Source organism: Sorangium sp. So ce327, from assembly GCF_051530205.1.
In the GTDB taxonomy this organism is placed as follows: Bacteria; Myxococcota_A; Polyangia; order Polyangiales; family Polyangiaceae; genus Sorangium; species Sorangium cellulosum_B.
Genome location: NZ_CP150330.1, coordinates 12932811 through 12955321 on the forward strand (window position 1 = coordinate 12932811; position 22511 = coordinate 12955321).

Sequence of the window (22511 nt, forward strand, 5' to 3'; positions counted from 1 at the left end):
TCCCCGGATGTCCGTTTCTTCCAATCGGAGGCCGTGGGCGCGTGGCATGAACACCCCATGACCCACCTCGACGCCACGATGAGCCGCTCCCCGCTCCGATCGACTCCGCTGGGCAAGACCGGGCCCAGCGTTTTTCCTGTCGGCCTCGGCTGCATGGCGATGTCCGGCGCCTACGGCCCGGCCGAGGACGCCGAGAGCGTGGCGACGATCCGGCGCGCCATCGAGCGGGGGATCACCCTGATCGACACCGGAGACTTCTACGGCAACGGGCACAACGAGCTCCTCCTCCGGCGCGCGATCGAGGGGGTGCGCGACAAGGTCCAGCTGTCGGTGAAGTTTGGCGCGATGCGCGGCCCGGACGGCGCCGCGCTGGGCATCGACACCCGCCCGGCGGCCGTGAAGAACTTCGCGACGTACAGCCTGCAACGGCTGGGCGTGGAGGTCATCGATGTGTACCGCCCCGCGCGCCTCGACCCGCAGGTGCCCATCGAGGACACCGTCGGAGCGATCGCCGACCTCATCAAGGCCGGCTTCGTCCGGCATATCGGGCTGTCCGAGGTAGGGGTCGAGACGATCCGGCGTGCGAGCAAGGTGCACCCGATCGTGGACCTGCAGATCGAGTACGCGATCGCGACGCGCGGGCCCGAGGCGTCCATCTTCCCTACGCTCGCAGAGCTCGGGATGAGCGCGACGCTCTACGGGGTCTTTTCGCGGGGGCTGCTCACCGGCAGCAAGCCCTCGGGAAAGGGAGACTTCCGTCAGTACATGCCGCGCTTCGCAGGCGAACAGGGGGCAAAGAACGCGAGCGTCGTCGAGAAGCTCCACGCCTTCGCCGGCGAGCGAGGGATGACGCCGGCTCAGGTCGCGCTCGCGTGGGTGCTGGCGAAGCAGCCCGCGCTGGTGCCGATCGTCGGGGCCCGCACGCGAGCCCAGCTCGACGACGCCCTCGTGGCCCTCGACAAGCCGCTGTCGGCGAGCGACGTCGCGGCGCTCGAGAGCATCGTGCCAGCGGACGCGATCGGCGGCACGCGCTACCCCGCCCAGCACATGAAGGCGCTCGACAGCGAGCGGTAGCCGATCGACGCGGGCACCCGCGTCGGCTTGAACGGCCGCACGAGAGGCGTAAGAGTGACCAACATGGCCGCAGCGATGGAGCTCCCCACCCTCGCGCTCCCGCGCTTTGTCGAGGACGTCCGCGATGTCGCGGCACCCCCCGGTCAGGTGTTCGACGTCGAGTGGCTTCCCGACGGCAGAACGGGCCTCTTTTTTCGAGTGCTCGAGGGGGGGCGCGAGGGGGACGTGTGGGTCGCGGGCCCCCGGACGCGCGCGATATTCAAGAGCAAGACCGGCCTCGCGCGGACGGTCACTCTTCGGTTCAAGCCTGGCTGGTCGGTTCCGCTGCTCGGCGTGGCAGCGAGCGAGCTCACGGACCGGATCGTCCCGCTGGAGGACGTGTGGGGCCGCGCGGGGCGCGAGCTCTGCGGTGAGTTGCTCGCCGCGAGGAGCCGCGCGGACGTGATCGACCGCGTCGCCCGGGCGCTCGCCCTTCGCGCCGGCCCACCCTTCGAGACGGCATCGGGGCAGCTCGCCCGCCGTGCGGTTTGCTTGCTCGAAGGACGCGAGGTCCGGGTGGAGCGTGTCGCCGATCGGCTCGGCGTCACGGCGCGGCATCTTCGCCGCGCTTTCATCGAGAACGTCGGCATCGGCCCGAAGGAGTTCGCGCGGACCGTCCGCCTGCAACGCGCGGTGCGAATGGCAGCGACCTCGCGCGACTGGGCGCGCATCGCCGCGGACGCGGGCTATTATGACCAGGCCCACCTCATCGCCGACTTCCGTCAGCTCGTCGGGCTCACCCCGGGCGCGTTCTTCAAACGCGCGGGCCGCCGGACGACCAGTTCTCCTTGCACGCAGGCTGAGGATCGACCTTAGGCCTTTGCGTTCGGCAGGAGAAGGCACCGCACATCGGGCTCCTCGTTCCAGGCATCGGCCACAGCGCTGAGCGGCAGACTCTTGAACGGCGCACGAAAGCCGGCCGCCGGGGCCGCTGCCAGTAACTCGCCGGCCCCGGCCAGCAGCTCCTTCACGGGAACGCTTCCGATACCGCTCCCGATGAGCTCGAGCCCCGTGCTGCGCAGCATGTCGCCTCGGATCGGGATCTCGTCGCCAGCCACGGTGCCCAGCTGAACAAAGCGCAGGCGCGGCTCGCCAGCCCTGGACCCACGGTCCTTCGTCGCTGCCCGGAGAACGCGAATGGCCGGCTCGCCCCACACGAAGTCGAGCACGACGTCGACGCCTTGATCGAATTGATCCCGTAGTGATCGATCCGCGTCCTCGTCCAAGGCGATTTTCACGTCGGCGTCGAGTCCGCCAAGCTTCACCTTGTCACGACCGACGGCGATCACCTTGCTCGCTCCGAAGTGACGGGCGGTTTGAATCGCCATGCCGCCTGCCGCGCCCGTCGCGCCGTTCACGAGCACCGTGTCGCCCTTCTGGAGGAGCGCCCGGCGTGACAGCGCAATCCAGGAGGCGAGCCCCCCGGTCGCGATCGCTGCGGCCTGCTCATCGGACAGCGCGTCGGGCACCGGCACGATCATGCTGTCCATGGCGAGCGACCTCTCGGCCATCGAGCCGAAGGGCGCCTTCGGGAACAGGAAGTAGACACGCCTCCCCGCAGCGTCTGCGCCGACGCCATCGACGCCTGGGACGAAGCCGCCGCTCTTTCCGCTCGCATAGTGCCTGCCCGAGGCCAGGCCTTTGACGATGGGGCTGAGCGGAGCGGCGTGTACGGTCACCACGGTCTCACCGTCGCCGGGCTCCGGCTCACGGAAATCATCATAGGACGGCGGGACACCGAGCGCATGTACGACTGCGGCCTTCATGCTGAAACCTCCAATCGATGATTGCGGTGGCGCCGTGTCGGCGACGATCGAGCCCGTTTCCCCCGAACCCCCGCGATGACGCAGTGCATGTGCGTGCTCCTTGTTCTTCACGGCGAACGCGCCGTCGACGCGGAGAAGATGCGCCGGCTCGGCGCATCGATCCACTGCATGATAGACATACCCATCATGCCTGCCCTTCATGATGTGGCCACGGTCGATCTCAACCTCGTGCGGGTGCTCGGCGCGCTGCTCGACGAGCGGCACCTCACGCGCGCGGGCAAGCGGCTCGGCCTCACCCAGTCGGCGACGAGCCATGCGCTCGGCCGGCTCCGGCGCCTCTTCGGCGATCCGCTCTTCGTCCGCACCTCGCGCGGCCTCGCCCCGACGGCGCGCGCCCAGGAGCTGGCGGAGCCGGTGCGCGACGCGATGCGCGCCCTCGATCGCTGCTTCCGCGCCGAGGAGCCGTTCGTGGCCGCGAGCGCCGCCCGCAGCTTCAGCGTCGCCACCGCCGACTACGGCTCCTTCGTGCTCGCGCCGAAGCTCCTCGATCGCCTCGGGCGCGAGGCGCCGAACGTCGATCTCTGGCTCCGCGCGCTCGACGCCTCCTTCGAGGAGCAGCTCGCCCGCGGCGACGCCGACGTGGTGGTGGCCCCGGCGCGCAGCGACGGGCTCCCCGCTGGCCTCCGCTCGCGCCCCCTCTACCGCGAGCGCTTCGTCTGCCTCGTGCGCAGGGGACACCCGCTGGTGAAGAAGGGCATCGACCTCGCCTCCTGGACGTCGATGCGCCACGTCTTCATCGCCCCGCGCGGCACGCCCGGCGGCGTCGTCGACGAGACGCTGGCGCAGCTCGGGAAGCGCCGTCGCGTGGCGCTGGCGGTGCCGCACTTCCTCCTCGCGCCGCACGTGGTCGCCGGCTCCGACCTGGTCGTCACCGTCGGCGCGCGCGTGGCCGAGGCCTTCGCGGAGATCCTCCCCTTGCGCGTGGTCGATCCGCCGGTGAAGCTCCCCGGCTTCGAGGTGCGCATGTACTGGCACGAGCGCCACCACCGCGATCCGGCGCAGCGGTGGTTCCGCGAAGCGGTGCGCGGCGCGGCCGAGCCGTCGTCCGTCAGGGCGTGACGCCGAGACGAGGGCGCTCGCGGAGCGCTTCCTCGTAAGACGCCACCTTCGCGCGATGCCTTCTCCCTCCTTGATCCCCCCTGCCGCGCCATGGTTCACTCCGCGCCCATGAACGCGGGGTCGCCGCTGCGAGCGGGCATCGAGGCCAGCAACAGGACAGAATGCCTCGGATCGAGGGAGCGAGCGAGCGTTGCTGCCGGGCCCGCGGCGCGCGCGAGGCGCCCCGGCGCCGTGACGTCCGCGGCGCGGAAGAGGGTTGCCCGCGTCGTCGCGGCGCTCGCGCTCGCCGCCGGCTGCGGCGACGGCGACGGCGACGATCTGCCGGATCCCGGGCCGAGCTCCGGGCTCTCCCCCGAATTGCCGCTCGTCGACCTGCCGGAGGCGGATGCCGCGACGCTGTGTGATTGGGCCGCCGGTCGCTTCGGCGGCTACGGCCGGCGCGTGGACTGCGGCGGCGGCGCGTACATCTCGTCCGCGCCCAGCCGCGCCGAGTGCGTCCGCAGCTATCAGGCCGCCGACGACACCTGCGCGGCCACCATCGGCGTGGTCGAGGCGTGCGTGAACGGCGCCGTTGAGGGCCCCTGCACCGCCCTCCCTGTCGATTGCGTCGAGCTGCTGTTCTGCGCGCGCTGATCTCGGCGCGCCTGATGGCTGCGGACCAGGCTCGATTACAGCGGAGAGCAGGTTCGTGCGCTATGGGCTCATCCGCGTCGTTCGGCTCGCTGCGGCGTACTTTCGTACGCCTCCGTCGCCTGCCTAGCGGCTGAGCCCGTATCACACGAACCTGCTCCCCGCTGTAGGCCGTCACGTGCGGTGCTCGAGTGTGCCACGACGTCGTCGTCCCCTGGCACCTCGATCCGGTCGGCCGTGGCACGAGTGGCACGACCTGCTCGGGTTTCCGCGGGATCGGTCGCTTGGCACACCAGCTGCTAAACGTCTGCCCATGTCAGGATCTGCATTCGTCCACGTTCGTGGCAATTGGGTGCTGGTGCTGGTGCTCGCCGCCTTCGCCCCGCTGCGGTGCAGGCTGGTGAGGGCCGTGTGGTAGGATCCGGCCATGCCTCCTTCGACCCATGACGGCGCCTCGCCCGACAATGGAGCTCAGACTCCCGAAGACGCCAGATCGCTGCTTGGTCAGTACATCCAAGTCACGCTGGCTTTGGCGGCCCTGGTAGTCGGGTTGGTCGTGCTTTGCTCACGGCCTCCGGAGCCCGCTGGTGCTCCCAAGGAGCTCATTCAGCCGGTGGTCGCCCTGGTCGCGCTCACCGCGCTCGTCTGGCTGTTGATGGTCGGATTCCGCAACATGGCAGTGATTCGTGGCCTTGCCTCCATGCGTTACTTCCGCGGCACGTTCGTCGGTGTTCCCCCCGAGTGGGTCGAGCGTCCCGCGCGCGCCTTCGGCAACTTGCTGGAAGTGCCGACGCTCTTCTACGCCGTCTGCGCGTTCATGCTGGTGACTGGCAAATACGACCACACGCAGGTCCTGTTGGCCTGGGTCTTCGTGGCCCTGCGCGCGCTGCACGCCCTCATCCACATCGCGTGGAACTTCGTGCCATTTCGCTTTGCCGCGTTCGTCGGCGGCTGTGTGACGCTCGGTGTTTTGTGGGTGAGGTTCGCCCAGCAGAGCTTGTGAGAGCCACCCGCGGCGTCGTCTGCCTCGATGCGACGCGTCGCCGGCGGCCGAACCGCCGAGCGGCTTGCTCCAGAGCGTAGCCCCGGAGGGGGATGGCAACGCGACTCGACCGCGACAATCGAGGTGGCGAGCACAACAGCGTCACGCTCGTCCCCCCGGGGGGATGACGGACTACTTGGGGGCCTTCATGATCGCGCCGCCGCTGTTGGCCCAGTAGACGAATTTCTGGTCGACGACGATCCCCACCGGCTTGTCCTGGCCCATCACCAGGGTCACGGCCTGGCCGCCGGCCTTGGGGGCCCGCCGGATCGTGCCGTCCCCGTTGGTGGTCCAGTACACGTGCTGGTCGTCCACGGCGATGCCCGCCGGGGAGGCCTCTCCGGTGGCGATCTCCTGGAGCGAGCCGCCGGCCTTGACCACCCGCATCACCGTCTGTCCGTAGCCCGTCGTCCAGTACACGTGCTCCGCGTCGAGCGCGACGCCGGAGATGCCTTTCTGACCGGCCGCCAGCGTCAAGCTCGGCCCGCCAGACTTCGACACCTTCGTCACCTCGCCGTTGCCGCCGTTGTAGTTGGCCCAGTAGACGTTCCCTTCGTCGATCGCGAGGTAAAGCGCGCCGGACTGCCCGGCGGCCAGCTCGGCGATGAGCGAACCGCCGATCGGGGTGAATTTGACGTAATCGCTGCTCGTCCAGTAGATGCTGTTCTCGTCCACGGCGATGTCCCCAGGGCTCGACTCTCCCGAGCTGAGGGTCGTCGGCTCTCGCCCGCCGTACTTGAGGGCCGCCATCACCGTGCCTCCGTTGCTGGTCGTCCAGTACACGTCGCCTGGCCCCACCGCGATGCCGTTCGGGTAGTTCTGCCCTGCGGCGATCACGAAGGCCTGCCCGCCCTGCTTGTCGACGCCCCCGACCGAGCCCGGGTTGCTGAAGCTGGTCCAGTACACGTTGGCGTCGTCGATCGCGAGGTGCTGCGGGTTCGTGTCCCGCGCCAGCAGCGTGGGATCGCAGAGCCCCGCGATACAGGCGCTGCCCAGGCAGTCGTGGCCGCACAACCCGCAATGGTGCACGTCGGCGAGCGGGTTCACGCAGTTGCCGCCGCACTCGATCTCGACCGCCTTGCACGGCCCGCTCCCGCCCTCTCCGCCGCCCGTGCCGGCCGAGCTGCTCGACGCTTCCCCTCCGCCGCTGCCGCCGCTGCCGCCGCTACCGCTGCTGCTGGCGCTGCTGCTGCCGCCGCTACCGCCGCTGCTGCCGCCGCTGGTCTGGAAGTCGCGGTCCTCCGGAGAGCAGCCGCCCGCCGAGAACGAGATGCCCAGCGCGAGCAGCGAGAGCGTGAATCCCTTCGCCGCCATCCTTGGTCGAATCGTGATCATGCCCCTCAGCATCGCACGCTGGCGCGCCGTCCGCCTCTAGCGCCTGCCCGCACCGCACGGGGTCGTTCCTCCCTCCCGGCTCGCGCCCGCCCTGGAATGGCTCGCTGAGGAAGCGGGCCCCGGTCGACCCGACCCGGCCTGACCCGGCCCAGGTTGGGCTGGCGATCCGATGATCCAGGGCGTCAAGCCCCCGTGTACATACCGGGATTCGGGGGTGCGGGGACGTCGGGCGATCCGATTCTCCACCGTGACGAGTTCAGCAAGTTGCGATATCGATCACGACCCTGCCCGTGGCGGAGCGCGCCGCGATCGCCTCATGGGCGTCGTGGGCGGTCCCCAGGGTGAAGCGACGGGGATCCAGCAGCGGCCTCAGCGCGCCGGCCTCGGCGAGCCTGCTCGCCTGGCGCAGGATGCCGCCGTGATGGGCTCGCCCCTTCCCGGTCAGCAGCGGCAGCAGCGTGAAGACGCCCGAGTAGGTCGCGCCGCGGAATGACAGCGGCGCGAGCGCGTGGGTCCCCCATCCCAGGCAGCTGACGACGTGGCCATGATAGCGGCGCACAGCATGGAACGAGGCGTCCAGGACGGCGCCGCCCACCGTGTCGTAGACGACGTCAAAGCCTTCACCGTCCGTGTGGGCAGCGACGTAATCCTCCACCGAGCTCGTGGCGTAGTCGATCGCCGTCGCGCCAAGCTTCGAGAGGAGCTCTCTCTTGTCCGCCGAGCCGGTCGCGAACACCTCCGCTCTACGCGCTCGGGCGAGCTGGACGGCGACATGGCCGACGCCGCCAGCCCCCCCGTGAATGAGCACCTTCTGGCCCGTGCGGACATTGGCCCGATCCACCAGGCCCTCCCAGGCGGTGATGAACACCAGCGGAAGCGCGGCCGCTTCGCGGAAGGTGAGGTTGGCCGGCTTGATCGCCAGGAGGTCGGCGTCCACCGCGGCAAACTCGGCGAGGGAGCCCTGAAGCCCGCCGACGCCGCCTGTCATCCCGTAGACCTCATCCCCCGGCTTGAAACTGTCGACATCGGGCCCCACCGCCTCGACGACGCCGGCGAGATCGATGCCCAGCACGGCCGGCAGCGGCATCCTCGCGTGCGCCGCCTGGCCCGCTCGGATCTTGAGATCGAGCGGATTGACCCCGCTCGCCTTGATCCGCACCAGCACCTGGCCCCTGCCGGCGACGGGGCGGGCGACGTCGGTCCGTCGGAAGGGGGAGCCGAAGCCCTCCAGAACGAGCGCATGCATCGAGGCGGTGTTCACGGTCGTCATTGGCGATGTTCCTCGCGGTGGGTGGAGCCGACGCCTGTACGATAGGTCGAACGAAAATGAACAGGAACAGACGATATTGCACGATCTCCGTACAAAAGTGTACGGTGGAGCAGGGCCATGGAGTGGAGCGACATCAGGATCTTTCTTGCGGTTGCGCGGGCCGGGACGCTGGGCGGCGCGGCGCGGCAGCTCGGCCAGAGCCATCCGACCATGGGACGACGCCTCCGCGCGCTCGAGGAAGCCGTCGGGCACACCCTCTTCCAGCGCACGAGCGACGGCTTCGTGCTGACCGACGAGGGCGCCGCGGTGCTCGTTCACGCGGAGCGCATCGAGGAGGAAGCGCTCGCGCTGGAGCGGCGGCTCGCCGGCCAGGAGCAGCAGCTCGAGGGCCTGTTGCGTGTCTCGTCGTCGGACTGGTTCGGCGTTCACATGCTGACGCCGGTCTTCGCAGATTTCGTGAGGATGCACCCGCGTGTCACCATCGAGCTGGTGACCGACGCGAGGCTGTTCAGCCTCGCGCGACGCGAGGCGGATGTGGTGTTCCGCATCGTGCCGTTCGACGAGCCAGAGGTCGTCCAGCGCAAGCTGATGCACATCGACTACGCGCTTTACGCCGCGAGGGGCCTTGTCCATCCGCGCGCGGGCGACGGCGCGGGCTCGGCGCTGGTGACCATGGACACCGCGTTCGCTGACCTCCCCGACGTAGCGTGGCTGAAGCGGCTGCTCCCAAACGCGCATGTCGCCTTTCGCAGCAACAACCGCGACGCGCAAGCGCGGAGCTGCGCGGCCGGCGTCGGGCTGGCCGCGCTCCCTCGGCCGCTCGGCGACAGCGTTCATGAGCTGGTGCGCGTCGATCTCGGCGAAGAGCCCCCCGGGCGCGACGTCTGGGTCGGCTATCACCGGGACCTGCGGGGGCTGGCTCGGCTGCGCGCGCTGCTCGACGCGACGTTCTCGCGCTTTGCATGAGCGCCGCGCGGTCGTCCTCCTGGTGCAGGACCGCGGGGTCGTCGCCCGCGGGGGAGCTCGATGACGCCGCGTATCCAGATCGCCCTACCCCAGGAGATGGAACCGCAAAAACCCCAGGAGGCTCCTGATCGTCTCTCGCGAAGCCCCGCTGTCGTCGAGCAGATCGAACGCGTGCGGCGCCGCGGCGTGGTTCACGAGCGTCACTGGCAGGTTGCGGGCCAGCGCTCCGGCGACGAAGTCATCGATCGTCTCGTTCAGGTGAGGCATCCTGTCCTGTCCTGCCCTGGCGATGAACAGGGGCAGGTCCGGAGGGAGGTCGTCGACCGACTTCCCGGCGCACGGGTTGACGAACCGGAACTGCGCCGCCGCCTCCGCGACGCGGGTGGACGCACCGAGATCGAGCATGAAGCCGTAGCAGAGGGCGGCGCACCGCAGCGAGCCGCTCGGTTCCCGCATCAGCGCCGACAGGGCCATGGGGACGTTGCCGGAGCAGGCCCACAGGCCGATCCGGCGCTCGTCGATCCCGAGCGAGGCGGCGTTCTGCCGCAGGTGCTCGAGCAGCGCATGGAGATCGGACGGCTCCCGGTTCGTGTAATTGACGCCCACGAGCCCGGAAGCGGCCACCAGCCGTCCCCACGACGTGGACTGCCCTATCTCCTTGCGTTTGCAGCCGAACACCGACTCGAACCCCGGATCCGGATAGCCGGACACGAAGACGACGGCAGGCGCCCGCGCCACGGCCACCGAGGGTGGCGGAGCGTAGAGGTCGAAGGTCAGGGCGCCTGCATCGGTCGCCTGGTACGCGATATTCCTGCGGAGGATGACGGCATCCATGCCGGGGATCTCGAGGACGGCCGTCCTCTTCATCATCTTGTCTCGCTCGGATTCTTGGCTCATCTGTGCCTCTCCCTCGCTGTGCTCTAGCACGACGAAGCTCAGCGCTTGACGGCCGCCGGATCCGCCTGGGCCGTGGGGGCGGCCGCTCGCGCGCGGCGGGGCCGCCTGGCCGGTCACTCGACCACCCGGACCGCAGCGTCGAGCACATTGACGCCGCTGGCGCCGTCCCACGTTGCGCCGCTCGAGAGCCGGATCGCGTAGCGCGGGTCGTCGCGCAGGCGCTCGGATGCGTCGGGCAGCCACAGGCCGAGCTGGTAGTCGCCCGGCGGGAGATCGGCCGGAATCTTCGCCTCGAGGCACATCTCGCTCTCCTCGCCAGGAGCCCAGCGGCGCGGATCGGCGTCGATCTGGACCACGCGCCGCGCTTCGCCCTGCTGGAGCACGAGGTAGACCGGTCGCGGGTTATAGGCCCGGGCGTACCCGTCGTTGAACACGCGCAGCCGGAGGGACAGCGGCTGCCCGCGCGCGATCTGCTCGGATGACTCGTGCTCCATCACGACGAAGCGGTATCCGAGGCGGCAGGCGATCGTCTCGAAGCAGCCCCCGGATCGCCAGTCATCGAGCACGTCAGGATGATAGTCGGTGTTGATGAAGCTGAAGTGGTGCGCGGACAGCTCGGCCAGCGCCGAGGCGCACTCGCTGCGCGGCGGGTTGCGGCCGCAGGTCTCGCCTCCGACCGGCGTGAACGCCGAGTCCGCGGCGGCATAGGCCTTCTCGCCGGGGAGCTGGTAGGTGCCGACGTCGTCTTCGCTCGCGAGGAAGCAGTCGTTCAGGTGGCCGACCCGCGAGAGCGGCGCTCCGGAGAACGCCGTCTCCTCGGTCAGCGGGCCGCCGTACGCCTCGAGCTTGTGCGAGGGGCGGCGCGCGAGGGTCATCCGGCTCGCGGGCAGCGCCTGGAGCAGCGCGTCGAAGATCTGCTTGCGGCTCTCTGGACGGGTGAGATCGTTGGTCGAGGAGTGCCACTCGCCCCAGGCGCCGACGAAGCCGGGGTGCAGCACGGCGATGACGTCGGCGTTCGCCTCCAGGACGGGCTTCAGCTGGTCGATGTGGGACAGCACGCGGCCGAGCGGCGCGTCGTCCTCGCCGATGTCCGTCGCGTAGTAGAAGCGGGGGAGCACCTTGAGCCCCGCCGAGCGCGCGGCGGCGAAGCTCTCGTTGAGCTGGTCGATGAGGGGCTGATCGATGTCCCGCGCGCGGTAATCGTCGATGAGCGCCTGACCGTAGATCAGCGTGTATCCCTCGTCCCGGAGGCCAGCGACGGATCCCAGGCCCCGAAGATCCCTGAAATGGAAGACGCCGCGCTCGGGGTTGAGCACGCCCTGGCACTCGGCATCACCGGAGGGATCCGCGCCCGCCGCGAACAGCCTGGGCGCGTAGGTGCGCCTCACGACGGCGCCGCTCGCGCCGCAGCTGCCCGGCGGGGGGACCGCGCCGCCGCCGCTGCTGGAGCCGTCGCCGGCGGCACCGCTGCTGGAGCTGCCGCCGGTGCCGCTGCCGCCGCTGCCGCCGCCGCTGACGGAGCCTTCCGCTGCCGCGCTGGACGTCAGCGAGTCGACCGGGCTGCCGCCGGAGCCAGCACCGCATGCCGTGGCGAGCGCCAGGGAAAGACAGGGGGCGCCGCCGCGAAACAGGCGCGACAGGACATGGGACGATGACCGGCTGCTCTGATGATGCTGGTGACGCTGGTGACGCTGGTGACGCATAAGCAATCTCCTCTCCCGCCCTGAATCGACGAGGCTTCATGGCCCGACCTCTGGGGCACGCTGTCCAGTGAACGGTCGAGGGGATTGCAGGGCCGATGCCACCGGCGCGGCCCGCCGGCGCGCGCAGCGCCGAGGTCAGGGGCTGCGCAAGGATCGTACACATGCGCACGAAGCGGACGGCGCGCGAGGGCGCATAGCCCCATCCGCCACGGCGGCTCGGCTCATGACGCGCTCGCGGCCCCGGCGGCGCGCGACAGCTCGTCGATCGCGCCAAGCAGCGCGTCGCTCTGCTCCGGCGTGCCCACCGTGATCCGCAGCCTGTCCTGGATGCGCGGCGCGTCCCAGTAGCGCACGAAGATCGCGCGATCGTAGAGCGCCCGGTACATCGCCTGCGCCGACAGCCCTCCTCCCGGCGGACTCGCCAGGACGAAGTTGCTCTGGCTCGGCGCCACCGTGAACCCCCTCTGCCGGAGCGCCCCCGTGAGGCGGGCGCGCTCGGCGATCACCTTCTCCCAGCTCTTCCTCGCCTCGTCCCGCGCGGACAGCGCCGCGGTGGCCGCGGCCTGCGAGAGGATATCGGTGTTGTAGCTGTCGCGGGCCTTGTCGAGCGTCTCGATGAGCCGCGGGTGCCCGAGCCCGTACCCGAACCTGAGCCCCGCGAGCGAGTACCCCTTGCTCAGGGTCCGCAGCAGCAGCACGTTGTCGAGCCCCCGCGCCGGGTCGAGCAGCGGCGTCGCGTCGAGCTCCGCGAAGTCGACGTACGCCTCGTCGATGAGGAGCACGCCGCGGAACGCCCGCGCGACGCGCTCGAGCTTGTCGAGCGGCTCCTGCCGCCCCGACGGCGCGTGCGGGTTGACGAGGAGCGCGAGCCGGCAGCCGTGCTCGTTCAGGCGCTGCGCGAAATCCTCCGGGACCGACCAGTCCTCCGCGAGGGGGACCTGGGTGATCGTCGTGCCGTGGATCTCCGCGAGCACGTCGTAGAGCGAGTAGGTCGGGTACGTCTCGCCGATGCCGCGGCCGCCGGGCTCGCAGAACACCGTCATGGCCATGCGAAGCAGCTCGTCGCCGCCGTTCGTGGCGATCACCTGCTCGGGCGACAGGCCATGGAGCCGCGCCGCGGTCTCGCGGAACTGCTGCGCCCGGGGCGGCGGGTACCGGCGGAGCTGATCGGCCGAGACGTCCCGGATCGCCTCGAGCACGGCGGCCGGGGGCGGGTACGGGTTCTCGTTCGTGTTGAGCTTGACCACGTCGGCCCGCTGCGGCTGCTCGCCGGGCGTGTAGGGCGTGAGTCGATGGATGTTGTCGCGTTCGTACAGCATGGGGATGGCCGTCTCTCGCCCACTGGCCCGCCGGAGACAAGCGCCTCGTCGCCGGCATGACGCGCGCGCGGCGCTCGATCCGGCCGCCCTCGGGGGAGCTCGGCCGGAGGACACGGACGGCGTTGCCCGGGCGCTCGTCGTCCGGGACGCGCACCTCGCCGCGCGCCCGGGGCGAGGTGCGCTGGCTGCGCGGATCGGACTAAGATGCGCCGCATGACGACGACGCCCGAGCCTGAAGTCTTCCTGGTCCTCTCCTGCCTCGGCCCTGATCGGACGGGCATCGTCGCGGAGGTGACCCACTACCTGACGGAGCGCGGCGCCAACGTGGAGGACAGCCGGATGGCGGTGCTCGGCGGCGAGTTCGGCATCCTCCTGCTCGCGTCGGGCCCCCCCGGCGCGATCGAGGCGGTCGAGCGCGAGACGGAGTCGCTCACCCGGGCGACGGGGCTCACGGTGCAGAGCCGCAGGACCAAGAGCCCCGAGTCGCACCGGCGCGCGGCGACCATCCCCTGCGTCATCTCCGTCGACGCGCTCGATCACGAGGGCATCGTGCGCGCGGTGTCACGCGCGCTCCACGGCGTCGGCGTCAACATCGTCTCGCTCGAGACCTCGGCCTACGAGGCGCCCGTCACCGGCTCGCAGCTCTTCCGGATGGAGGCCCGCGTCGACGTCCCCGCCGGGGTGACCGTCACCCAGCTCCGCAAGGCGATGGATGCGGTCGCGGAGACCGAGAACCTCGACATCGACGTCCGCTCGCTCATCAAGGGCTGACCGCGCCGCGCGAGAACCGGTATCCTTGCGGGCCATGCCCTTCAGCAATCTGAGCTCCCCCCGCAAGGTGCACGGCCTGGACGCGGAGATCCGAGGCGCCGCGGTCCTCGCGAGCCCCGGGCTCGTCGCGATGATCTCGACCGATCCGGTGCGCCTCGGCGTCTGCCCGGTCGGCGGCTCCGGCGCGAAGACGACGAACCTGTCGCTGTCCTCGGCGCACGATGTGGCGCTCCTGTCGAAGGACGTCGCCGTGGTGCGGAGCGGCGACGACGCGGTGTGGGCGCTGCTCGGCATCACGCACGGCCCGAAGCTCGATCAGGTCGGCCGGGACGCGCGGCAGCTCGCCACGCGGCCGTCGGGCGAGACGGCGCTCGCGCTCGGCTGGGACGGGAGCGCGACGGAGCTCAAGCTCGACAAGACCGAGGTGAACGGCCGCACGTTCGCGGTGCGCGGCTCCGCGCGGGCGTTCGACCTGACCGAGACCGAGGCGCACGTGGTGATGGACGGCGTGGGGGAGGGCGGCGAGCTCCGCGTCCACCCCGGCGCGACGCCCGAGCCGGGCCCGACGCTCCGCGCCTCGCTGCCGCGCGCGGCCCAGAACCTCGATCGCGTGCGCGGCGGCCCGAAGCTGACGGCTGTGTACAAGCGCGGCGCGAGCGCGCTCTGCGCGGTCGTGAGGTCGTCGGGCAAGCTCGCGGCCAAGATGCTCACGTTCACCGATCCCGTCGCCGACGTCGCCGTCCTTGAGTCGAGCCTCTTCGCGGCCTTCGCGGACGGCCGCGTTGCGCTGTTCGACGGCGCCGCCATCGAGGCCGCGTCCGGCGCGCCGCTCGCGCCCACGGCGAGCGTCACGCTCGGCGCCCGCGGCGAGCCGGCCGTGCTCGCGGTCGCGGGCAAGGGGTCGCCGACGCTGTGGGTCGGGACGAGCGCCGGGGAGATCTGGAGCCTGGCGATCGTCCGCAAGCAGGGCGGCTGAGGGGGCGCCGCACGGTGCTATGAGCCTACGGTGCTCTCGCTGAAAGCCACCGTGCGGAACGGCCACCTCGTGCTCGACGAGCCCACCGAATTGCCGGAGGGGGCCGTCGTGGATCTCGTCGCGGTGGGGGGAGACGCGCTCGATGAGCTCGATGACGAGGAGCGGGGGGCCCTCCACGCCGCGCTAGCCGAGGGCATTGCGCAGGACGACGCAGGAGACACGCTCGACGCCGACGAGGTGCTTGCTCGCCTCCGTTCTCGCGCATCGTGACGCCGCCCTCACCGCGGTTCACGCCGCGCGCGCCGCGATCCGCCCCTCGACCAGCGCGTCCGGATCGAGCTGGTCGAGCGTCGTCACGACGCGATCCGCCCCCGCGGCTGCCAGCAGCGCCTCGTCGGCGAGCCGCGCCACGCCGATCGAGGTCATCCCGGCCGCCTTCGCGGCCTGCACCCCGGAGGGGGCGTCCTCGATCACGAGGCAGCGCGGCGGCGGGACGTGGAGCGCGCGCGCGGCGGCCAGGAACAGGTCCGGCGCCGGCTTTCCGCGCGCCACCACGGCGCCGCAGAGGTCGGCGTCGAACAGATCGAGCAGCGTCGCGCCCAGGGAGACCGGCGCGCGGCGGGGGTTCTGGTGCTCGACGAAGGCGTCGACGCGGATCCTGCGGAGGAGCTCGCTGGCGTTCCTGGACGACGACGCCGCCGCGAGGAGCACGCCGCGCGCCTTGAGCTCCAGGATCAGCCGCGTCGCGTCAGGGAACACGACGAACTTCCCCGCCGCGATCTTCCGGAGCAGCACCTCCTGCTTGCGCTCGGCGTAGACCCCGGCGCGCTCCGCCGCGTCGGGCACGCCGAAGTAGTCGAGCGCCGCGCGCGCGCCGCTCTCGCGCGCCTTGCCGGCGACCTCGCTCTGGTAGACGGCCGTCGTGAACCGCTCGGGCGCGTAGCGTGTCTCGGGCGCGATCGCGCGCCACTCGGTCGCCATCAGCGCCTCGAGCGCCTCCTGCCAGGCGCGCTCATGCGGCGAATCGACAACCACACCATCCACGTCGAAGAGCACCCCCCCGAGAGAACGCATGCCGCCGACATGGCGCCGGCGCGCCGGATCGGGAGCCCCACGGCGCCTCGGCGACGCGGCGCGCGGTCCGTCAGAGCGCGCTGGCGACAGCTGCCCGCGGCGCTGCGCCGCCCCCTCCGGCGCCGCCCTCGCCCTACGGCGCGCCACGGCCGACTGCCGCGCGCTGTCGCGCCCGCCTGTGGCTCCCGCCGCTCCGCTCGGGGTGCTACCGTGTGGGCTCGTGCTGCCTGCCCGCTCCGGAGCCGCTCCCCCTGCGACGCGCCTGCCGCGCGCGCTCGTCGTCCGCGACCCGGAGCCCGAGGAGCTCCGCGCGACCATCGACTGGTCGGACTGGTACCTGGACGACGCGGACGGCATCGGCGCGTGGGGCGAGCACGACGAGATCTCCCGCCTGCTCCTCTCCTCGATCGCGCAGCTCGCGCGCGAGCGCGGCTGGACCGACCACCACGCCGGCACGGATCGGTTCTTCGCCTGGGTGCGCGAGGAGCCGCTCGTGCGCGTCTCGCCGGACGTCTACCTCCTCGATCACCGGCCCGCGCCGCCGCTGCCCAAGCAGTGGCAGACCTGGCTGCCCGGACACCGGCCCCCGCGCTTCGCCCTGGAGATCGTGGCGACCGACTGGCAGAAGGCCTACGAGGACGTCCCGCTCAAGTACTGCCAGCTCGGCTGCCCGGAGCTCGCGATCTTCGATCCGCTGGCCGCCACGCACCGGCCGCCGGCGGGGCGCGTGGCGCTCCAGGCCTACCGGCGCGACCCCGACGGCGCGTATGTCCGCGTGTACGCCGGCGCCGGGCGCGTGTGGAGCCCCGCGCTCGACAGCTGGCTTTGCGTGATCGGCAGCGGGGCCGAGTCCCGGCTCCGCCTCACGCGCTCCGGCGGCAAGGGCGAGCTCGTGCCCACCCAGGAGGAAGCCGCGGCGATCGAGGCGCGCGCCAGGGAGGCGGCCGAGGCGCGCGTGCGCGAGCTGGAGGCGCGCGTGCGCGAGCTGGAGCAGCTGGATCACGGGTAACGTGGCACGCGTCACGGCGCCGCGAGCGTCTCCGGTCGCGAGGAGGCGCCGGTCACACCTGCTGGGTCGGCATGATGGTGACGTGCGCCAGGTTGACGTGCCGCGGGAGGCCGGCCGTGAAGGCGATCGTGCTCGCCAGGTCGTCCGCCGTGAGCCACGTGATCTGCTGCTTCGCCTCGGCGATCCACGCCTTGGCGGCCTCGTCGGTCATGTGGCTCTGGAGCTCCGTGTTGACGAACCCGGGCTCGATGACCGAGACGCGGACGTGCTTCGGTCCGAGCTCGGCGCGCAGGTTGCGCGACAGGTGGGTGACGGCGGCCTTGGTGGCGCAGTACACGGCGAACGTCGCAAAGACGCCGTGCGCGGCGATCGACGAGATGTTGATGAGGTCCGACGGGCCGCCCCGCTTCGCGGCCGCGACAAGCGGATCGACGAACGCGTCGACGACCCGCATCGCGCCGGTGAGGTTGACCTCGATCATCTGCTCGAAATCGGCGATCCGGTGCTCCTCGACGCCGGACGGCAACATGACGCCGGCGTTGTTGATCACGAGGTCGACGGCGCCGAGCTCGGCGGCGATCGACCGCGCGGCGCCGGCGACGGCGGTCCTGTCCCTGGCGTCGACGGCGAGCGCCAGCGCGCGCCCGCCCGCGGCGCGGATGCCCTCGGCCAGCGAATCGAGGCGGTCTTTGCGGCGCGCGATGAGCGCGACGGCGGCGCCCTGCGCTGCGAGCTTGCGCGCGGTGGCCTCACCGATGCCGCTGGAGGCCCCGGTGACGACGGCGATGCGACCTGCGAGAGGAAGATGTTGAGACATGGTGCCAGCTCCTGGTTGGGTCCCCGGTCGGGGGTGCCCGCAATCTGGAGCTCCGCGTCGAGGTTAGGCAGACGTGCCGCGAACCTAGGATTGGCAATCCCTGGATGGAGGAGCGCGAACAGCGCATCGTTCGACGCGTGCCCGGGGCGCGCGCGATCGTGAGCGACAGGCGGAGCGAGCTGGCGGATTTCCTCCGAGGGAGGCGGATGCGCGCGGCGCCGATCGCGGGCGGCGCGTTCGCGGGGAAGCGGCGGCGCACGCCGGGCCTCAGGCGCGAGGAGATCGCGCAGCTCGCCGGGCTCAGCGTCGACTGGTACACGCGGCTCGAGCAGGGGCGTGACGTGAACCCGTCGCGCGAGACGCTCGCGGCGATCGCGCGCGTGCTGAAGCTCGACGACGACGAGCGAGGTCACCTGTTCTACCTGGCGCGGCCCGAGCCCGCGCGGGCCGCGGCGCGCCAGGAGAGGGCCGAGCCGGCGATGGCGCGCGCGCTCGAGGCGATGCGCGTCCCGGCGCTCGTCTTCAGCCCCCGGTTCGACGTGCTCGCGTGGAACGGCGCCGCGCGCCGCCTGCTCGTGGACTTCGGCGACGTCTCCCCGCGACGGCGCAACCTGCTCTGGATGACCTTCCGCCATGCGGCCTACCGCGCGCGCTACGCGGAGATCGGCGTGATCGAGCGGGAGGTCGTGGCCGCCTTCCGCTTCAGCGCGAGCTCCCACGTCGGAGATCCGGAGTTCGACGCGCTCGTCGCCGAGCTGCTCGAGACGAGCGAGGCGTTCCGGGCGATCTGGGCGCGCCACGAGGTCCGCGCCAAGGTGAGCGGCACGAAGGCCTTCCGCGCCGAGGCCGAGGGCGCGGATGGCCGCGACGCCGGCGGCGCCGGGCCGCTCGTGCTCGAGTGGCACACGCTCGCCTCGACGACGTCGAGCCGCCAGCAGCTCGTCTACTACACGGCGCGCGCGGCGGGCGGACCCGAGGACGAGCGCCGCCTCGCGGCGCTGTGCGGGGCTGAGAGCGGATGATGAGGGGCGCAGCGATCCGGCTGCGCCAGGCGATGAAGTACCCGGCGCGCGGGGCGACGCGGCCGAGGTTGACGCCGAGGGACGCTCGCGCATAGCGTCCGCACGTCTCGTGCCCCCGTCACTGTCGCGCGGCGTCTCCCTCGCGGGCTCCGTCGCGGGGCGGTGATCCGCGCCGTGGCCGAGCCCGCCAGGGCGCCGAACGAGCCTCGTGTCCTGGCGCTCGCCGTGCGGGCGGCCGGGCAGCCGGAAGCCCGCTTCTACCGGTTCGGCGGCAGCGCCACGGGGCGGCTTGTCGACGAAGACGGACGCGAGCTCGTGCCGAACCCGTGGCAGGCGCCGCTCGCCACGCTGCGCTGGACGTCGCCGTTCAACCCCAAGCGGATGCACCCCGTCTTGCACCGCGTGAGGCCGCACGAGGGCACGGACTACGGCGCGCCGTCGGGAACCCCGGTCTATGCCGCGCTCGAGGGCGGCGTCTCCTGGGTGGGGCCGCATGGTGGTCACGGCAACTGGGTCGCGATCCGGCACGACAACGGCGTCGAGACAGGCTACGCGCACCTCTCGAGGTTCGCGGCGGCCTGAAGCGCGGGGACCACGTGGCGACCCATCAGCTCGTCGGCTACGTGGGGTCGACCGGGCGCTCGACGGGGCCGCTCCTGCACTTCAGCGCGAGCCGCAACGGCGTCTACTTCGACGCGGAGACGCTGCTCGCGATGCGCCTGCGGGAGCTCCCCGCCGAGGAGCGCGACGCGTTCCGCACCGAGAAGGGCGGCGCGCCGCAAGCCTCGGCCACCCTGGGGAGGTGCAAGCACACATGGACACCATGCACGTCGACCTGTTGAGCCGGATCGTCGTGGGCGCGGCGCTCGGAGGCGTCATACCCCCGGCGGCAAAACAGGCGAAAGTTGTCACGGCGGCGCACCTCGTGGATCGGGTCCTGCCAGCGGTACCGGTGAGACAATGGGTGATTTCGCTGCCATTCGAGATCCGGCGCTGCATTCGCGCGGAGGTCGAAGGCGATGAGGAGGATCTTCATCGAGGGGAGCGCGCGGATCCAGGAGCAAGCGGCGGCGACGAGCGGCGCCCAGCACGGGCCGTGAATTTCCTTCAGAGATTCGCTGGGGCAGGTGTCGAGCGGCGCGCACGACGATCTCGGGCGCGCCACGGCGCTCGTCCGCGAGATGGTGACCCGCCTCCGGATGAGCCGGCGCCTCGCGGCGGTCGCGGACGCGCTTGTGCTCAAGGAGACCCTGCGCGGCGAGGAGCTGGCGCAGATCGCGGTCGCGTCGTGTGACCAGGGAGCCAGCCTGACCGGGTTTCCCATGATGCGCGAAGATTTGGTGTTCAGGAATTTGTGATGCACGGCACGTGTGTGTAATGTCTATGTCCATCCTTGAAAGGAAGGTTTGCTGCATGAAAAAGCGTGTTGCTGCTGCTGTTGCCGCGGTCGTCGTCACTCTGTGCACTGCGCTCACTGCGGTGGCGGACAACCAGTTTAACGTGGGATTTGCCTGTCACGCGGGTCCCAGCGCGCCTCTCTGGACCTACTCGCACACCCAGGCGCTCGTGAACCTCGATCACACCTCACATGGATACTTTTACTGCCCGATCGATCGCGGCGGTTTCGGTCCGCTGGGGACGATGGCCGTCAAGGTGTTCGTTGGAGATGGAACCGACACGGACGAAGTGTGCTGCTGGGCGGGGCATACCAACGCATCTACCGGCGTCTCGTTCCTGAGCAGCTACGAGTGCACGGGCGACGCAAACACCGGGGTGTTCGGGCTCGATCTGGCCGTTCCGGGGCACTCGGGGTCGTTTGACGGCGCCTTCGCGATTTGCAGGTTGCCGGCCGCGAAGTTCGAGGGGGGCGGGCAGTCGGAGATCCGTGGCCTTCGCGGGATCGAGCAGTGATGAAGTTGCGAACGGCAGGCGTGATCGCCGGCTGCGGCGTGTTGCTGGGGATCGCCGGATGGTGGAGCGTCTCGCGCGGCTTGATCGCGATCGGCCCTTCGGGCCTCGCGCGGCTAGAACACCTGGAGCCAGCTGAACGAGACGCCGCGTTCGTTCGAGCCTTCGATACGGTCCTCCGTGAAGAAGGGCTGGACGCCGAGTGGTCGGCGACGATGTCGAACCGGGTGAAGGCGCACCTCGATGCTCATCCGTCGATGGACACCTCTCTCAAGGTGATCGAGTGCAAGAGCACCCTGTGTCGCATCGGCGTCAGCCACAAGACGGGTGAAGCGCAGCGGAGCTTCACCTTGGGCGTGAGCGAGATGATTCCCCGTCGCTCCAACGCGTTCATCTACCCCGAAGGGGGCACCGCGAGCGTCGTCTACTTCGCTCGTGAGAATCATAACCTGCCGGTGGATCGCGCTTCGCCCTAGTACAGCGTTCCCCAAGTTCGTCCCTGGATCCGAGGTGAGCCAGCCGAGCCCATCGGGGTCGTGCGCGGCCAGAGCGTGGCGAGCACGCGCAGCGCATTGAGTTCTGCGAGGCGAGGTTGCCGGGTCACCTGCGATCGCATGCGTTTTTGAAGCCCTCGGCTCGGGGCAGGTCCCACGCGCGTAGGTGCCCCGAGCTCGCGCAAAAACCGTCCTGCTGCCCGCGCCGCTGCGCCAGAAGCTGCAGCAGACGGCGCGTTCGCCCAAGACCTCGCAGCGCGAAGCGCAGCGTGCCCGGATCGCGCTCCTGGCCGACGAGGGATGGAGCAACGAGCAGATCCAGCGTGCCGTAGGCTGCGACATCAAGACGGTGCGCAAGTGGCGCAACCGGGTCGCAGCGATCGCGGACGAGGCGGTGCTGCAGGACAAGCCGCGCACGGGCCGACCGCCGCGCGTGGCGACCGCGGTGCACTACGAGCTCATCAAGCTGGCCTGCTGCCGCCCCGATGAGCACAAGGTCCCGTTCGAGCAGGTCTGGACCCTGGACCAGCTGGCCAAGGCCCTGAAGCTCGAGACCAAGGTGGAGCTGAGCCGCACCGAGGTCTGGCGCGTGCTGCAGGGAGCCAGCCTCCGACCGCATCGGGTCCGGCTGTGGCTGCACAGCCCGGACCCGGACTTCCGGTCCAAGGTCGAGGTGATCTGCAAGCTGTACCTGGAGCCTCCCGCAGGCGCGACCGTGCTGTGCGTCGATGAGAAGACCGGCATGCAGGCGCTGGAGCATCGGTTCCCCATGCAGCCGTGCCGCAGCCGAAAAGCCGCACGCCGGGAGTTCGAGTACCAACGCCACGGCACGCTCACGCTGATCGGCGCCTTCAACGTCAAGACGGGCGAGGTGGTGTCGCGCTGTGGACCGACACGCACCGCCGCCGATCTGCTCGCGTTCATGGACGAGGTGGCGAAGCGCTACCCCACGGGCGAGGTCTACATCATCTGGGACAACCTCAACATCCACCACGGCGCCAGGTGGAACGAGTTCAATGCGCGGCACGGCGAGCGCTTCCACTTCGTCTACACGCCCATCCACGCGTCGTGGGTCAATCAGATCGAGCTGTGGTTCAGCATCCTGAGCCGTCGGGTTCTCAAGCACGCCTCCTTCGCCTCCGCCGAGGAGCTGAGCCGGTGCGTGCTCGGCTTCGTGCGCCACTGGAACGCGCACCAAGCCCGGCCCTTCCGCTGGAAGTTCCGCGGCCAGTGGAGGGCGACCTTGCCATCGTACGCAGCCTGAGCTTCCGTGCGGGCCG

The 22511-nt window shown here is 70.8% G+C and carries 25 protein-coding genes; 17 read left to right on the plus strand and 8 right to left on the minus strand.

Going from position 1 to position 22511, the window contains the following annotated elements; genetic code table 11:
* Window positions 1-57: 57 nt before the first annotated feature.
* Complete coding sequence (locus WME95_RS48475) at window positions 58-1074, plus strand: aldo/keto reductase (protein ID WP_437905953.1); 1017 nt, start codon at window positions 58-60, stop codon at window positions 1072-1074.
* A 63-nt stretch (window positions 1075-1137) separates the two neighbouring features.
* Window positions 1138-1929 (plus strand): helix-turn-helix domain-containing protein, encoded by a 792-nt coding sequence (locus WME95_RS48480; RefSeq protein ID WP_437905954.1) that lies wholly within the window; start codon window positions 1138-1140, stop codon window positions 1927-1929.
* On the opposite strand, the gene WME95_RS48485 is transcribed toward WME95_RS48480, so the two are convergent.
* Window positions 1926-2879 (minus strand): zinc-binding dehydrogenase, encoded by a 954-nt coding sequence (locus WME95_RS48485; RefSeq protein WP_437911109.1) that lies wholly within the window; start codon window positions 2877-2879, stop codon window positions 1926-1928. The two genes, WME95_RS48480 and WME95_RS48485, sit on opposite strands and share 4 nt — an antisense overlap.
* A 186-nt stretch (window positions 2880-3065) precedes the next feature.
* On the opposite strand from WME95_RS48485, the gene WME95_RS48490 reads away from it, so the two are divergent.
* From WME95_RS48490 to WME95_RS48500, 3 genes are all read left to right on the plus strand, one after another.
* Window positions 3066-3998: a LysR family transcriptional regulator gene (locus WME95_RS48490; RefSeq protein WP_437905955.1), complete on the plus strand. Its 933-nt coding sequence runs from the start codon at window positions 3066-3068 to the stop codon at window positions 3996-3998.
* A gap of 231 nt (window positions 3999-4229) precedes the next feature.
* The gene (locus WME95_RS48495; protein WP_437905956.1) at window positions 4230-4631 is read left to right on the plus strand and encodes a hypothetical protein; all 402 of its coding nucleotides are present in this window, start codon (window positions 4230-4232) and stop codon (window positions 4629-4631) included.
* Between the two features lie 424 nt (window positions 4632-5055).
* Window positions 5056-5631, plus strand: a complete 576-nt coding sequence (locus tag WME95_RS48500; RefSeq protein ID WP_437905957.1) for an MAPEG family protein — start codon at window positions 5056-5058, stop codon at window positions 5629-5631.
* Between the two features lie 171 nt (window positions 5632-5802).
* Here WME95_RS48500 and WME95_RS48505 read toward each other — a convergent pair whose 3' ends face one another.
* Window positions 5803-7005, minus strand: a complete 1203-nt coding sequence (locus WME95_RS48505) for a hypothetical protein (RefSeq protein WP_437905958.1) — start codon at window positions 7003-7005, stop codon at window positions 5803-5805.
* Between the two features lie 256 nt (window positions 7006-7261).
* Window positions 7262-8251 (minus strand): zinc-dependent alcohol dehydrogenase family protein, encoded by a 990-nt coding sequence (locus WME95_RS48510; RefSeq protein WP_437911110.1) that lies wholly within the window; start codon window positions 8249-8251, stop codon window positions 7262-7264.
* Window positions 8252-8392: 141 nt separating this feature from the next.
* Between WME95_RS48510 and WME95_RS48515 the strand changes: the two genes are divergently transcribed.
* Complete coding sequence (locus WME95_RS48515) at window positions 8393-9241, plus strand: LysR family transcriptional regulator (protein ID WP_437905959.1); 849 nt, start codon at window positions 8393-8395, stop codon at window positions 9239-9241.
* Window positions 9242-9325: 84 nt separating this feature from the next.
* Here the strand turns inward: WME95_RS48515 and WME95_RS48520 are convergent, their stop codons facing one another.
* The 3 genes from WME95_RS48520 to hisC form a co-directional block, all read right to left on the minus strand.
* The gene (locus WME95_RS48520; RefSeq protein WP_437905960.1) at window positions 9326-10138 is read right to left on the minus strand and encodes an alpha/beta hydrolase; all 813 of its coding nucleotides are present in this window, start codon (window positions 10136-10138) and stop codon (window positions 9326-9328) included.
* A 113-nt stretch (window positions 10139-10251) separates the two neighbouring features.
* Complete coding sequence (locus WME95_RS48525; protein WP_437905961.1) at window positions 10252-11841, minus strand: DUF4832 domain-containing protein; 1590 nt, start codon at window positions 11839-11841, stop codon at window positions 10252-10254.
* A 221-nt stretch (window positions 11842-12062) separates the two neighbouring features.
* Window positions 12063-13160 carry a histidinol-phosphate transaminase gene (gene hisC, locus WME95_RS48530; protein ID WP_437905962.1) on the minus strand — a complete coding sequence of 366 codons (1098 nt, stop codon included), beginning with the start codon at window positions 13158-13160 and terminating at the stop codon, window positions 12063-12065.
* A gap of 213 nt (window positions 13161-13373) precedes the next feature.
* Between hisC and WME95_RS48535 the strand changes: the two genes are divergently transcribed.
* The 3 genes from WME95_RS48535 to WME95_RS48545 are packed head-to-tail and all read left to right on the plus strand — an operon-like array spanning window position 13374 to window position 15177.
* Window positions 13374-13931 carry a glycine cleavage system protein R gene (locus tag WME95_RS48535; RefSeq protein ID WP_437905963.1) on the plus strand — a complete coding sequence of 186 codons (558 nt, stop codon included), beginning with the start codon at window positions 13374-13376 and terminating at the stop codon, window positions 13929-13931.
* Between the two features lie 34 nt (window positions 13932-13965).
* Window positions 13966-14907, plus strand: coding sequence for a hypothetical protein (locus WME95_RS48540; protein ID WP_437905964.1), 942 nt, complete (start codon window positions 13966-13968; stop codon window positions 14905-14907).
* Between the two features lie 30 nt (window positions 14908-14937).
* The gene (locus WME95_RS48545; protein ID WP_437905965.1) at window positions 14938-15177 is read left to right on the plus strand and encodes a hypothetical protein; all 240 of its coding nucleotides are present in this window, start codon (window positions 14938-14940) and stop codon (window positions 15175-15177) included.
* A gap of 18 nt (window positions 15178-15195) precedes the next feature.
* On the opposite strand, the gene WME95_RS48550 is transcribed toward WME95_RS48545, so the two are convergent.
* Entirely contained in the window at window positions 15196-15981 is a 786-nt protein-coding gene (locus WME95_RS48550) for an HAD family hydrolase (RefSeq protein ID WP_437905966.1), read from the minus strand.
* 220 nt (window positions 15982-16201) lie between these two features.
* Between WME95_RS48550 and WME95_RS48555 the strand changes: the two genes are divergently transcribed.
* Complete coding sequence (locus WME95_RS48555) at window positions 16202-16990, plus strand: Uma2 family endonuclease (protein WP_437547709.1); 789 nt, start codon at window positions 16202-16204, stop codon at window positions 16988-16990.
* A 52-nt stretch (window positions 16991-17042) separates the two neighbouring features.
* Here WME95_RS48555 and WME95_RS48560 read toward each other — a convergent pair whose 3' ends face one another.
* Window positions 17043-17807 carry an SDR family oxidoreductase gene (locus WME95_RS48560; protein ID WP_437905967.1) on the minus strand — a complete coding sequence of 255 codons (765 nt, stop codon included), beginning with the start codon at window positions 17805-17807 and terminating at the stop codon, window positions 17043-17045.
* A 104-nt stretch (window positions 17808-17911) separates the two neighbouring features.
* Between WME95_RS48560 and WME95_RS48565 the strand changes: the two genes are divergently transcribed.
* From WME95_RS48565 to WME95_RS48595, 7 genes are all read left to right on the plus strand, one after another.
* Window positions 17912-18829: a helix-turn-helix transcriptional regulator gene (locus WME95_RS48565; RefSeq protein WP_437905968.1), complete on the plus strand. Its 918-nt coding sequence runs from the start codon at window positions 17912-17914 to the stop codon at window positions 18827-18829.
* A gap of 174 nt (window positions 18830-19003) precedes the next feature.
* Window positions 19004-19411, plus strand: coding sequence for a M23 family metallopeptidase (locus WME95_RS48570; RefSeq protein WP_437905969.1), 408 nt, complete (start codon window positions 19004-19006; stop codon window positions 19409-19411).
* A gap of 14 nt (window positions 19412-19425) precedes the next feature.
* A complete protein-coding gene (locus WME95_RS48575; protein WP_437905970.1) occupies window positions 19426-19671 on the plus strand; it encodes a M23 family metallopeptidase in 246 nt (81 codons plus the stop codon).
* Between the two features lie 285 nt (window positions 19672-19956).
* Window positions 19957-20187, plus strand: a complete 231-nt coding sequence (locus WME95_RS48580; protein WP_437905971.1) for a hypothetical protein — start codon at window positions 19957-19959, stop codon at window positions 20185-20187.
* Window positions 20188-20242: 55 nt separating this feature from the next.
* Window positions 20243-20740, plus strand: a complete 498-nt coding sequence (locus WME95_RS48585) for a hypothetical protein (RefSeq protein ID WP_437547714.1) — start codon at window positions 20243-20245, stop codon at window positions 20738-20740.
* 20 nt (window positions 20741-20760) lie between these two features.
* Window positions 20761-21213 (plus strand): hypothetical protein, encoded by a 453-nt coding sequence (locus tag WME95_RS48590; RefSeq protein WP_437547715.1) that lies wholly within the window; start codon window positions 20761-20763, stop codon window positions 21211-21213.
* A gap of 184 nt (window positions 21214-21397) precedes the next feature.
* Window positions 21398-22495, plus strand: a complete 1098-nt coding sequence (locus tag WME95_RS48595) for an IS630 family transposase (protein WP_437905972.1) — start codon at window positions 21398-21400, stop codon at window positions 22493-22495.
* The last annotated feature ends 16 nt before the right edge of the window (window positions 22496-22511 follow it).

What these genes read in the sequence shown, in the direction of transcription:
- WME95_RS48560 (WP_437905967.1), bottom strand. Translation starts at nt 17,807, where the DNA reads ATGTCTCAACATCTTCCTCTCGCAGGTCGCATCGCCGTCGTCACCGGG.
- WME95_RS48485 (WP_437911109.1), bottom strand. Translation starts at nt 2,879, where the DNA reads ATGAAGGCCGCAGTCGTACATGCGCTCGGTGTCCCGCCGTCCTATGAT.
- WME95_RS48475 (WP_437905953.1), top strand. Translation starts at nt 58, where the DNA reads ATGACCCACCTCGACGCCACGATGAGCCGCTCCCCGCTCCGATCGACT.
- WME95_RS48505 (WP_437905958.1), bottom strand. Translation starts at nt 7,005, where the DNA reads ATGATCACGATTCGACCAAGGATGGCGGCGAAGGGATTCACGCTCTCG.
- WME95_RS48510 (WP_437911110.1), bottom strand. Translation starts at nt 8,251, where the DNA reads ATGCATGCGCTCGTTCTGGAGGGCTTCGGCTCCCCCTTCCGACGGACC.
- WME95_RS48550 (WP_437905966.1), bottom strand. Translation starts at nt 15,981, where the DNA reads ATGCGTTCTCTCGGGGGGGTGCTCTTCGACGTGGATGGTGTGGTTGTC.
- WME95_RS48500 (WP_437905957.1), top strand. Translation starts at nt 5,056, where the DNA reads ATGCCTCCTTCGACCCATGACGGCGCCTCGCCCGACAATGGAGCTCAG.
- WME95_RS48535 (WP_437905963.1), top strand. Translation starts at nt 13,374, where the DNA reads ATGACGACGACGCCCGAGCCTGAAGTCTTCCTGGTCCTCTCCTGCCTC.
- WME95_RS48585 (WP_437547714.1), top strand. Translation starts at nt 20,243, where the DNA reads ATGAAAAAGCGTGTTGCTGCTGCTGTTGCCGCGGTCGTCGTCACTCTG.
- WME95_RS48520 (WP_437905960.1), bottom strand. Translation starts at nt 10,138, where the DNA reads ATGAGCCAAGAATCCGAGCGAGACAAGATGATGAAGAGGACGGCCGTC.
- WME95_RS48565 (WP_437905968.1), top strand. Translation starts at nt 17,912, where the DNA reads ATGGAGGAGCGCGAACAGCGCATCGTTCGACGCGTGCCCGGGGCGCGC.
- WME95_RS48490 (WP_437905955.1), top strand. Translation starts at nt 3,066, where the DNA reads ATGCCTGCCCTTCATGATGTGGCCACGGTCGATCTCAACCTCGTGCGG.
- WME95_RS48480 (WP_437905954.1), top strand. Translation starts at nt 1,138, where the DNA reads ATGGCCGCAGCGATGGAGCTCCCCACCCTCGCGCTCCCGCGCTTTGTC.
- WME95_RS48515 (WP_437905959.1), top strand. Translation starts at nt 8,393, where the DNA reads ATGGAGTGGAGCGACATCAGGATCTTTCTTGCGGTTGCGCGGGCCGGG.
- WME95_RS48540 (WP_437905964.1), top strand. Translation starts at nt 13,966, where the DNA reads ATGCCCTTCAGCAATCTGAGCTCCCCCCGCAAGGTGCACGGCCTGGAC.
- hisC (WP_437905962.1), bottom strand. Translation starts at nt 13,160, where the DNA reads ATGCTGTACGAACGCGACAACATCCATCGACTCACGCCCTACACGCCC.
- WME95_RS48525 (WP_437905961.1), bottom strand. Translation starts at nt 11,841, where the DNA reads ATGCGTCACCAGCGTCACCAGCGTCACCAGCATCATCAGAGCAGCCGG.